Source organism: Ideonella sp. B508-1, assembly GCF_000333615.1.
In the GTDB taxonomy this organism is placed as follows: domain Bacteria; phylum Pseudomonadota; class Gammaproteobacteria; order Burkholderiales; family Burkholderiaceae_C; genus Ideonella.
Map to the genome: position 1 here is coordinate 1 of NZ_BADL01000425.1, position 11,482 is coordinate 11,482.

At 72.2% G+C, this 11,482-nt stretch carries 7 protein-coding genes and 1 pseudogene; all 8 read left to right on the forward strand.

The genetic code is table 11. From position 1 onward, the window contains the following. Positions 1-246 (forward strand): annotated as a pseudogene (locus I73_RS33290) (hypothetical protein); the annotation flags it as partial. Then, positions 246-1,064, forward strand: a complete 819-nt coding sequence (locus tag I73_RS17320; RefSeq protein WP_022981770.1) for a phage baseplate assembly protein V — start codon at positions 246-248, stop codon at positions 1,062-1,064. The pseudogene I73_RS33290 and the gene I73_RS17320, both read left to right, overlap by 1 nt. Positions 1,065-1,097: 33 nt before the next feature. Then, positions 1,098-1,484 (forward strand): GPW/gp25 family protein, encoded by a 387-nt coding sequence (locus I73_RS17325; RefSeq protein WP_022981771.1) that lies wholly within the window; start codon positions 1,098-1,100, stop codon positions 1,482-1,484. A 1-nt stretch (position 1,485) separates the two neighbouring features. Then, complete coding sequence (locus I73_RS17330; protein WP_022981772.1) at positions 1,486-2,694, forward strand: hypothetical protein; 1,209 nt, start codon at positions 1,486-1,488, stop codon at positions 2,692-2,694. A gap of 4 nt (positions 2,695-2,698) precedes the next feature. Then, positions 2,699-5,665 carry a baseplate J/gp47 family protein gene (locus I73_RS28675; protein WP_022981773.1) on the forward strand — a complete coding sequence of 989 codons (2,967 nt, stop codon included), beginning with the start codon at positions 2,699-2,701 and terminating at the stop codon, positions 5,663-5,665. A gap of 144 nt (positions 5,666-5,809) precedes the next feature. Beyond that, positions 5,810-7,324: a phage tail protein gene (locus I73_RS31010; protein WP_026096878.1), complete on the forward strand. Its 1,515-nt coding sequence runs from the start codon at positions 5,810-5,812 to the stop codon at positions 7,322-7,324. A 32-nt stretch (positions 7,325-7,356) separates the two neighbouring features. Beyond that, positions 7,357-10,272: a DUF6519 domain-containing protein gene (locus I73_RS17345; RefSeq protein ID WP_022981774.1), complete on the forward strand. Its 2,916-nt coding sequence runs from the start codon at positions 7,357-7,359 to the stop codon at positions 10,270-10,272. Between the two features lie 21 nt (positions 10,273-10,293). Further along, positions 10,294-11,482: DUF4157 domain-containing protein (locus I73_RS31015; RefSeq protein ID WP_051049259.1), on the forward strand; the 1,189-nt coding region annotated here is incomplete at its 3' end.

The following is an 11,482-nucleotide window of genomic DNA, read 5'->3' on the forward strand; positions in this document are numbered from 1 at the left end:
ATCCAGCGCGTGCATGCGAGGGGCGAGCTCGACGGCACGCTTTACGGCCATGTGCTGCAGCCCGCCCTCCCGTGGGCGTGGACGGGCTGGGCGACTGGGTTTTCCGGCACCTACTACGTGGACACCGTGACCCACACCTTCAACCCCCAGGGCTACCGCCAGCGCTTCACGCTGCTGCGCAACGCGCTGGGCGACAACCTCGGTGCGCTGCCCGGCCTGGGCGGCGTGCTGGCCGGGGTGCTGTGATGCAAGACGCCCTGCTGCAACAGATCGCCCAGCGGGACGCCCAGCGCCGCGCCTGGGGCAAGTACCGCGGCTTCGTGGTGGACAACCAGGACCCGCAGAAGATGGCCCGCGTGAAGCTGCGGGTGCCGGCCCTGCTGGGCGAGGCCGAGACCGACTGGGCCCTGCCCTGCCTGCCCTGCGGCGGCCTGTCCAACCAGGGCTTCTTCGCCGTGCCCCAGGTGGGCGCCCAGCTGTGGGTGGAATTCGAAGGCGGCAGCCTGGACCACCCGATCTGGACCGGCACCTTCTGGCAGGCCGCGGGCGACATCCCCCCCGAGGTGCAGGATCCACCCACCACCACGCTGCTGCGCAGCCCCCAGGGCCACACCCTGCTGCTGGAGGACAAGTCCGGCGACGAGGACGTGCTGCTGGCCCACCTGGGCGGCGCCCAGCTGGAGATGAACAAGGACGGTAACCTGGCCCTGACCGACCAGGCCGGCGCCACGCTGACGCTGGACGCGAAGAACGGCAAGGTGGTGCTACAGGACGCCAACGGCAACACCCTCACGCTGGACAGCAGCGGCGCCAAGCTGGAAGACGCCAACGGCAACACCGTCGAGATGAGCGCCTCGGGCGTCAAGGTCAGCGCCAGCGCCGTCATCACGCTCGAAGGCAGCCAGGTCGCCCTCGGTGGCTCGGGCGGTGAGCCCGTCATCAAGGGCACCAGCTTCCTCACCCTGTTCGCCACCCACGTGCACCCCACCGCGATGGGGCCCTCGGGGCCGCCCATCCCGCAGGGCGAGATGAGCAGCCTGTCCACCAAGGTGATGACCGCCTGAGCGGCGGCACCGCGACACCCCAGGAGACACCCCATGGCCCGCCGACTGGTCGACCCGCCCTACCTGGCCTTCCCGCTGCACGTGGGCACGGCCGGCCCCGCGCTGGCCGACCGCAGCGCCCACATCCGCCACCAGATCGAGCAGGTGCTGTTCACGCTGCCGGGCGAGCGGGTGTTCCGGCCCGAGTTCGGCGCCGGGGTGAAGGCCCTGGTCTTCGAGCCCAACGACTCGCCGATGTGGCAGCTCACGCGGCGGCGCCTGCTGGCCTCGCTGGCCGAGGCCCTGCAGGGCGAGGTCGACCCGCGCAGCCTGGAGGTCGAGGTGGACGGCACGGACGCCACGCTGCAGATCCGCGTGGCCTACACGCTGGCGGCCATCGGCCACCGCGACAGCCAGACTTTCACCTTGCAGAGCGTCTGACATGGCCCAGGACCCGACCCCCGTCGTGCAGTACGGCCTGGGCTGCTGCCCGGATTGCGGCCAGCGCCAGGTGGACCTGCCGGACCTGCTGCCCGCGCTGGGCGACGACTTCGACTGGGACCAGCGCGACTACGACGGCTTCCGCCTGTTCATGCTGCAGGAGCTGGCTGCGCGCTACCCCGAGCGCAGCCGCTGGACCCCGGCCGATGTGGAGGTGGCCCTGGTGGAGGTGCTGGCCTGCGCGCTGGACCAGCTCTCCGACGCGATGGACCGCGCCGCCGCCGAAGGCTGGCTGGAAACGGCCCGCCAACCCGCCTCGGTGCGCCGCTGGCTGAGCCTGATCGGCGATGACGTGCTGGGCCGGGCCCAGCGCCTGGGCCTGCCGCCCTTCGACGCCCCGCCGGCCGCGGGCGACACCCGCAGCGACGCCCAGCGCTTCGACGCCTGGTGGCTGGACCACCCGGAGAAGATGGACCAGGCCCGGCTGGACGGCCCGCGCGCGGTGCACGACCAGCACCGCATGGTCACGGTGGACGACTACGCCGCCCGCCTGGAGGACCACCCCCTGGTGCTGCGCGCCCACGCCTGGGAGCGCTGGGACGGCAGCTGGACCACCGTGCATGTGGCCGTGGTGCCCTGGGCCCTGCTGGACCTGGACGAGCCCATCGACAAGGGCGTGGCCACCGATGCGCTCAACGACGCGGTCTGGGCCGAGACCGTGGCCTTCCACGCCGAGCTGGGCCTGGCCCTGCCCGCGCGGGCGCTGCGGCCCAGCGTGCGCAGCGTGCTCTACCCCTATCTGGAGGACTGGCGCATGGTGGGCCAGGAGGTGGTGCTGGAACGCGCGGTGGAGGTCGGCATCGTGCTGGGCCTGGCCATCCAGGTGGACCCGGACTACTTCCAGTCCGAGCTGCGCCGCGCGGTGGAACGGGCCCTGGGCACCGGCCCGGGCGGCTTCTTCGCGCCGGGCCGGCTGCGCTTTGGCGAGGACCTCTGGGCCAGCGACCTCTACCAGGTGCTGATGGCCCTGGACGGGGTGCAGAACGTCTGCATCAACCGCTTCAAGCGCCTGGGCGACCGCTACCCCGACGAGGCGGCCAGCGGCCGCATCGCCCTGGAAGGGCTGGAGATCGCTGTCTGCGACAACCTGCCCAACCGGCCACAACGCGGCTTCTACACACTGCGCCTGAACGGCGGACGCAAGGGCTGAGGCCATGACCCCGAACACCCTGCCCCCGGACCTGACCCGCTGGAACCGCGCCGGCCTCTCGCGCTTCGACTACCTGGACGGCCACGGTGCCGCCTGGCTGGAACGGCTGCGCCATGACCTGGCCCAGGCCTTCCCGGGCTGGCCGCTGTGGGCCCAGTTGCCCGCGCCGCCGGCCGACCCGTCCACCGAGACTGAAGACGAGCGCCTGCAGCGCCTGATGGCGCTCTACCAGGCCGACCCCGACGACCTGCTCTGGCAGCTGGTGCGGCAGTTCGCCCGCTCGGCCCATGTGCTGGGCGTGCACCTGGACGCCCAGGCCAACGAGGGCTATCTGCGCACCGCCAGCCAGTGGGACAGCCTGCGCCGCCTGCTGGCCGTGCTGGACGAGGCGCCGCGCCCGCCGGCCTCGGCCGCCACCCCGCTGGCCCTGCTGCTCAAGCCCGGCCAGGCCGGCACCGTGGCCGCCGGCCTGCAGGTGCAGCACCTGCCCGCCAGCGGAGCCCCCTTGGTCTTCGAGACCCTGGCCGACCTGGCCGCCGACGCTGCCTTCAACACCGTCTACGCCCGCGACCGCCTGAGCAATCCCGCACCGCTGGAAGGCAACCACTTGACGCTGGACCGCGGCGTGAGCGACCTCAAAGCCGGCGAACCGATGGTGCTGGAAGACACCGCGCAGAACACCTTGTCGGCCCACCGCATCGAAGGGGTGTTCACCCTGCCGGATGGCCGCAGCCGCATCAGCTTCAGCCCGCCCATCCCCAATAACGCCAAACGGCAGTTCATCACCGGCCGCACCCTGGTCCACCTGCTGCCCAAGGACCGGCTCTCACCCTTGGGGCCCGCCAGTCTGGGCGTCGAGGAGGCTGGCCACAGCCTGCAGCTGGCCGTGCCCTCGGGCACCCTGGCGCCGGGCGATCTGGTGCTGGTGCGCACGGTGGACGACAAGCCCTGCTACCGGCGCATCAAGGCCGTGCACGACGACCGGCTCATCTTCACCCAAGCCCTGGGGGCGCTGCGGCTGAACGGCGCCACGGTGGACCGCCCCGTCACCGTGCCGCTGACCGACATGGGCGAGCGGCCCTATCGCCGCACCATCGACGGCCACGACGCCCTGGTGGTCTACGCGGCCGGGGACTGGTCACGTCTGGCCGGCCTGTGGCTCAGCCATGCCTACCAGCTCAAGCAGAACGGCAAGACCCGCGAGGTCTGGCCCAGCTTCTACTGCCTGCACGCCAAGTACGTGCCGGTCGACACCCGCACCCCCCAGCCGGAAGCAGACGATCGCCCCGGCTACACCGCCATCACCTTCACCTGGAACCCCGACAGCGATGGCGTGCCCGGCGACGCCCGCGTGCTGCCCACCAACCCGCAGACCCTGCTGGCCCCACCGCCCGGTGCGGGCGCCTGGGCGGTGGACAGCTTTCTCAACGCCAGCGATCACGGTCATCTGCAAGCCGCCCTGGTGACCAGCGCGTCCAAGCATGCCGCCGCCGGCGACCTGGCGGTGGTGATGCGCGCCGGCCAGTTGGCCTGGGCCCGCTTGGCCAGCGTGGCCGCCGACCCGGACCGTCCCCAGGCCACGCTGACCGCTGAAGAGACCTGGGAAGACCGCGGCGGTGGCCCCTGGTTCCTCAGCCGCAGCACGGTGTTCGCCCACTTCAAGCTGCAGGCCCGGGTGCAGGATTGGCAAAGCAACACCACCGAACTGTCGGGCTTCTGGCTGGACACCGAAGCGCTGCCTCCGGGCCTGCCACTGCACCGGCGGGTGGTGGTGTCCAGCGGCAGCGCGGCCGTGGCCACCACGGTGGAAGAGATCAGCACCGATGGACAGCGCCTTCGCCTGGCCGATGCGCTGCCCAGCGGCAGCCGGGCGGGCAACCTGGTCCTCTACGCCAATGTGGTGGAGACCGGCCACGGCGTGGCCCGGCCCGAGCGCGTGCTGGGCAGCGGCGACGCCACCCGCAACCTGCAACAGTTCACGCTGGCGGTGGCCGAGGTGAGCTGGGTGGCCGACCCGCTGATGGCCGCGGGCGTGCGCGCCGATCTGCAGCTGAACGTGGCCGGCGAGACCTGGCAGCCCATCGCCAACCTCAAGGACGCCGGCCCGGCCGAGGCCCGCTACCAGGTGCGACTGGACCAGGACGGCTTTCTGAGCCTGCAGTTCGGCGATGGCCGCCACGGCCGGCGCCTGCCCAGCGGCGCCAACAATGTGCGGGTGCGCTACCGCCAGGGCGTGGGCCTGGCGGGCAACCTGCCGCCCGGGTCCCTGGCCCAGCTGGTCAAGCCCCACCCGCTGATCGACGGCCTGGTGCAGGCCCTGCCCAGCAGCGGCGGGGCCGACCGCGAGGCCCCCGAGGACCTGCGCCAGCGCGGCCCCTCCACCCTGCTGGCCCTGGACCGGGCCGTCTCGCTGGACGACTTCGCCCAGCTGGCGCGCGGCCACGCCAGCGTCTGGCAGGCGGCGAGCTTTCGCTTGCCGCCTGGGCGCGGGCGCAGCGAGCGCATCGAGCTGGTGGTGATGGCCGCCGGTGGCGAACCGCCCACGCCGGCCCTGGCGGCCGAGCTGCAGGCCTTCCTGGCCGCCCGCGCCCTGCCCGGCGTGGCCTTGAACGTCAGCGGCGTGCAGACCCAGCGCTTCGGCCTGAACGTCACCGTGCGGGTGCGCAGCGACGCCTTCGACCCCGAGGCCGTCAAGGCCGCCGTGCGCGCCGCGCTGGGCGAGGCCTTCTCGCCGCGCCGACGCGCCCTGGGCCAGCCGCTCTACCGCGGCGAGGTCTACCAGGTGGTCGAGTCGGTGACCGGGGTGGAGAACGCCGACGCACTGATCACCGTGGACGCCGCCACCCGCGCCGCGCTGGACCGGGTGGTCGAGGTGGGCGGCGTGCCCATGGTGGCCACGCCCACCCCGCGCCAGTGCCTGCTGCTGGACACCGCGGCCCTGACCCTGCAACACCAGGAGTACAGCCTGTGAGCACCCCCACCTCCGATCCCCGCTACGCCGAGCTGCTGCGCGCCTGGCTGCCCGCCGTCTGGCGCGAACGCGACGCCGAGACCGCCGACAGCAGCGGCCAGGGCGACCTGGACAAGCTGCTGGGCCCCTTCGGCGGCCTGCTCGATGCCTTCCGGGCCACCATCGCCCAGCGCCGGGTCGACCCCTTTCCCCGATGCCCAAGCCGATGGCCGGCACTGCCAGCCCTGGCTGCTGCCCTACATCGCCGACCTGCTGGACGTGCGCCTCGTGTCGCCCGACGAGGCAGGGCGCCGGGCCGAGCTGGCCTCGGCCGTGGCCTGGCGCCAGCGCAAGGGCACCCGGGTGGCGGTGGAGCAGATCGCCGAGGCGGTGGGCCAGTTCGAGGTGGAGGTGCACGAGGGCTGGAAGCGCGTGGCCCTGACGCCGCGGGTGGACCGCCCCCTGCTGCCCGAAAGCAGCTATGGCGAGGCCCCCGTGCCCGAACCCGCCACACCCGCGCTGCGCGCCGGCCACCCGGGCCTGCCCGCCACCACGCCGGACCTGCGCCAGGGCTCGCGCGCGCTGCGCTGCGCCCCCGACCACCCGGCCGCCCACACCAGCACCTTCGGCGGGCAGAGCGCCAGCTGGTGGCAGGTGCACCGCCACGGCGTGCCCTGCCTGCCCGGCAGCTACCAGGATGTCTCACGCCGCACGGTGGACCTGCGCCGCCCGCCGGGCGATCCCGAGCTGGGCATCGGCCCCTACCATCCGCGCCGCGTGCCGCTGTTCCTGCCGCCGCCCGAGGGCCACTGCTCGGCCCACGCGCTGAGCCTGAACTGGCCGCCGGTGGCCAGTTGGGACAGCTTCACGCACGAGAAGCTGCGCTACCGCCGCGAGGAGGGCTACCGCTGGAACGGCGAGACGGTGGTGCGCCACGTCTGGACCGGGCTGGACGGCGTGCCCATCAAGCTGCGCGGCGTGCTGCAGCTGGACGAGCGCGCGGTCTACCGCTTCGAGAACCTCTGGCTGGACAACCAGCTCAAGGTCAGCCAGGGCGCGGTGGAGCTGGACCACTGCGCCGCCCGCCAGCTGCACATCGGCACCGCCGAGCGCCTGGCCCCGGTGGTGGCGGCCCGCGCCAGCCTGCTGCGCAAGCTGGAGGTCGCCCGCGGCCTGGTGCAGCTGGAGTACGTGACCGTGCTGGAGACCTTGCTGGCCGAGCGCCTGAACGCCAGCGACTGCATCCTGATGCCGCCGCTGCGCAAGGACCTGGCGGACAACGACGTGCCCGGAGCCGGCTGCGTGCGCCACAGCCGCCTCTGGTACCTGCCGCTGGACGCCGACCCGCTGGACCCCGAAAGCCCCAACGATCCGAACTGGCTGGCCCAGGGCCTGCGCTCGGCCCTGTGCGCCATCCGCACGAACTGCACCACCGCCCACCCGGTCTTTCTGAACACCCACTTCGGCCAGCCCGGCTGCGGCGTGCTGCACCCGGCCTCGCCCGCGGCCATCCAGGGCGGGGCGGAGGACGGCGGCGAACTCGGGGCCTACCACGAAGACCGCCATGTGCTGCGCCGCCGCGCCGTGCTCGACAAGCTCGCCGAGGTGCTGCCCGCCGGCACCGAGGCCCTGCTGATCCTCGACCCCACGCTGGCCTGCCTGCCCCCGCAGGGCCATTGAACGCCGCCGCCCCACCGCAGGGAACGAACACCATGACCACCCAGATCTCACGAGACAGCTTCGCCCCGGAACAGCGCTACTCCGGCCTCTACCTGCAACAGGGCCGGATGATCCTGGATGCCGACTGGAACGAGCTCAGCGACCTGCAGAAGAGCCGGCTGGCCGAGGCCCTGCGCGACGCCATCGCCAGCGGGGCGCCGCGCAGCGGCGGCCTGGCCCTGGTGGCCGACGCGGGCGACGGCGGCAAGGTCAAGCTGCAGCCCGGCGTGCTCTATGTGGACGGCGTGCCGGCCTGCTTTCCCGGCAGCGCCCTGACCGTCCTCACGGCCCAGCCCGACTACCCCTGGCACGGGCCCTACCCGGGCAAGAAGCTGGTGCTCTACGCCGATGTGTGGGACCGCCCGGTGACCGCGCTGGAGCGGCCCGAGCTGATGGACCCGGCCCTGCACGGCGCCGACACCGCCACCCGCAGCCAGACCCTGCTGCAGGTGAAATGGTGCGCCAACACCCTGGACCCGCTGGACCCGGCCGTCAACCCGCCGATGGGCAACGGCCTGGCCACGCTGACCCTGCGCAAGATCGACAGCGGCAGCGACCCCTGCAACCCCTGCGCCGCCCAGGTGGCGGTGAACGAGCGCCTGGGCAACTACCTCTTCCGCGTCGAGGTGCACGACGTGGACCCCGCCGCCAAGACGGTGACGCTGAAGTGGTCGCGCGACAACGGCGCCGAAGCCTGCGCCAGCGACGCACCGCCGCCCGGCTTCGACCAGGGCGACTGGGTCTGGGAGTACTTCGACACCGACACCGAGCGCCTGCTGGGCCTGCACCTGAGCGGCACCACGCCCAAGCAACGCGGGCTGATCCGCGAGGCCTGGAACGTGCCCACCGGCGCCGACGAGCCGAAGGCCTTCGCCCGCCAGTGGGACGGCTACGGCATCTTCCGCACCGACACCGGCGCCCTGGTCAAGGGCCGCGACCGCGGCGTGACCCTGGCCGCCGCGGCGGCCGACGACCCGGCCCACGGCAGCTGCTGGGTGGCCGGCAACGACCTGTGGGTCAACCTCGAGAACCTGGCCCTGCGCCTGAGCGTCAAGAGCCGCCAGTTCGTGCCCGGCGACCACTGGCTGGCGGCCATCCGCGAGGCGATGCAGGCCAGTGGCGACGTGGTGCTCAACCAGGCCCCACCGCAGGGCGTGCGCCACCACTTCCTGCGCCTGGGCACCCTGCTGGACGACGGCAGCCTGCAGCCGCCCACCGACGCCGAACGACGGCGCATGGTCTTCCCGCCGCTGAGCGACCTGCGCGCCGCCGACGTGGGCTTCACCGAGCAGTGCAACACCCTGTTCCACGGCGCCCAGAACGTGCAGCAGGCCCTGGACGCCCTGTGCAATCTGGGCGCGCAGAACGTGCACTACACGCCGCCGGCCTGCGCGGTGGAGCCCAGCGTGCGCAGCCTGCTGGGCCTGGCCAACAGCCCCAGCACGGTGGACGTGGTGCTGGACGCCCTGCTGTGCGGTCTGCGCGCCAACGATGTGCCGCTGGACAAGAGCGACGCCGAACTGTGCGCCGACCTGCAATTGCCCAGCGTGGTCAGCGTGCAGGATGCCCTCAAGGCCCTGTGTCTGCGCAGCGGCGGCTGTGAGGTGGCCGTGCGCACCAGCGAACAGCTGATGAGCGCGCTCAAACAGGCCGCCACCGACCAGACCGGCAGCCTGTGGATCAAGCTGTGCGCAGGCAGCTACGTGCTGGAAGGCGACCTGGCCATCTCCGGCCTCACCAGCCTGCGCCTGAGTGGAGAGAGCGCGGCGGCCACGCAGATCACCTTCGCTGGAAGAAGGCTGACCCTGATGGCCCAGGAGATTGTTCTCGAGGGCCTTGGGTGGATCTTCAAGCAGGGCATCGCCCAGCTGAACCTGAGGGCCGCCCGGGTGACGGTGAAGGACTGCACCGGTCTGCGGCAGGCAGATCGGCCCGCCGGGCCGGGGCTGGTACAGGTGTCTTCGCCCGAAGGACAAAGCGCCACTTTGCACTGGAGCGGCAACGACTGGACAGCCTGGGTGCAACCCGACATGAAGATCAGCTGGCAACCGGCCGGCGCCGGAACCAGCGATGCCGAGTTCACCAAGGCCCTGCAAATCCATGTGAAGAACCTGATGCAACAGGCCCCTGCCGAAGTCCAGGGCAAGAGCCTGTCCACGCTGGTGCAAGCCTGGAAGGCGCTGGGAGCCGAGCGCTGGCGTGCGTGGTCAACGTCGATCGCCCAGGCACCGCTGGTTGCGCGCCTGCGATACGTCTCCGACAAGGGGCCCGAGATCGCTTTCCTGAACAATGTCTCGGGTTACCTCAATGGCCAGTTCGGCCCCGATGCGGAACAGAGCGCGCTGAACGATCTCGCCCATCTGGTGGCGGCCGGCCAGCCAGACCATGTGCTGACCCTGGCCAGCACGCAGGTGGGAGGCACCATCCGTGACAGCCGGCTCATGGGGTGGCTGCTGATGCTCAACGGCATCACCAAAGACATCTCGATCACTCCCCCCACCCTGCACGGAAACCAAGGAGGCACAACGATCATCCCGGGCGGCGGCACCCTGCGGATCACAGGCTCCACACTCTGTGGCGTACACAGCGCCCTGCCTCCAGACGCCGTCGACGCCAAGGGCAGACTGACCAGGAGCTTGCCAGGGCTGGGACGCTTGCAACTCGACCAGACCCGCTTCGAGCAGCCCGGCAGCGTCTTCACCGCCAGCACCTGGGTGGCCCAGGGCAACACCTGGGATTTCGACAATGGAGACAAGACCCTGCCCGGCACCGCGCTGTGCGACCGAGCCACCTTCAGCGGCAATGTGTTGGAGGGAGAAACCGACGGCATTCAGATCAGCCTCCCTTGCACGGCCCGCTACATGCAAAGCGGCCTGAACGTGCTGATCGAGCTGAGCCCGCCGCAGTGACCCTCTGACCCGGAGGTCCCCATGAGTCAATTCCAATGGCAACGTCGGCCGGCGCGCGGCCGACCGGCCGGGCGCCCGGGCCGTCCCGGTGCGCTCGCCCCGGCGCCGGACCAGCGCGCCGCCCTGCAGGAAGCCCTGGGCCGCCCGCTGCGGCCGCAGCTGACCCTGGGCACCCCGGACGATGCCCACGAGCGCGAGGCCGAGGCGGTGGCCCGGCAGGTGATGGCCCCAGGCTCCGGCCAGCCCGGCTCGGAGGCCACCGTGCGACGCCAATGCGCGGCCTGCGCCGAGGAGGCCCATGACGAAACGCTGCGGCGGCGTGAGACGCCAGGGACATCCCCTGCGGCCACCACGAGGCTGGCCGGCGCCCAGGCCCAGGCCATCCACGGCCTGCGCGGCCAGGGCCAGCCACTGCCCGCGGGCGAGCGCCGCTTCTTCGAGCCCCGACTGGGGGCGGACCTCTCGCAGGTGCGCCTGCACACCGACACCCCGGCCGCCCGGCTGGCCGGCAGCCTGTCGGCCCGGGCCTTCGCCGTGGGTCAGGACCTGGTCTTCGGCGCCGGCCAGTACCGCCCCGGCACGACGGAAGGGCGCCGCCTGCTGGCCCACGAACTGACCCATGTGGTGCAGCAGGGTCACGGGGCGGGCGAGACGCTGCGCCGCGTCATCGAGCTGCGCCCCCCGGGCCGCGGCGAGGCCTCGGCCTTTGCCCGGGCCGGCGAGTTGGTGGACCGGCTCAACAGCCTGACCCGGGCCCTGCACTACACGCTGGACCGCCGCGTGCTGCGCTGCGAGGTGCTGGACGAGAGCCACCTCAACGAATTCGACCGCCAGATGCAGGCCCTGATCGGCCTGGAAGCCGTGCTGCCGATGCGCCTAATCACCTCGGCCGGCCGGACCGAGGACAACCCCGGCAGCGGCTTCCAGCCGGTGGTGCACGACACCTGGACCCGGGCCTATGTGGACCTGGACGACCTGCTGGCCTCGGATGCCCTGGGCTTCAAGACGCAGATGGTCCACATCCTGACCGAGCGGGCCGAGACCCGGAACTACGCGGCCCGCATCGGCTCGACCACCTTCACCCTGGCCGAGTACGAGCGGGCCCACGGCCGGGCCTACCAGGCCGAGACCCGGGTGCTGCGCGACGAGATCGGCGACAGCACCCTCACCTACCGCTACTCGGAGGAAAAACGGCCGGGCACCTGGCGGG

Bases quoted from the DNA above. Each gene is read 5' to 3' on its own strand.
- I73_RS17320 (WP_022981770.1), top strand. From the start codon at position 246: ATGCAAGACGCCCTGCTGCAACAGATCGCCCAGCGGGACGCCCAGCGC.
- I73_RS31010 (WP_026096878.1), top strand. From the start codon at position 5,810: ATGCCTTCCGGGCCACCATCGCCCAGCGCCGGGTCGACCCCTTTCCCC.
- I73_RS28675 (WP_022981773.1), top strand. From the start codon at position 2,699: ATGACCCCGAACACCCTGCCCCCGGACCTGACCCGCTGGAACCGCGCC.
- I73_RS17325 (WP_022981771.1), top strand. From the start codon at position 1,098: ATGGCCCGCCGACTGGTCGACCCGCCCTACCTGGCCTTCCCGCTGCAC.
- I73_RS17345 (WP_022981774.1), top strand. From the start codon at position 7,357: ATGACCACCCAGATCTCACGAGACAGCTTCGCCCCGGAACAGCGCTAC.
- I73_RS17330 (WP_022981772.1), top strand. From the start codon at position 1,486: ATGGCCCAGGACCCGACCCCCGTCGTGCAGTACGGCCTGGGCTGCTGC.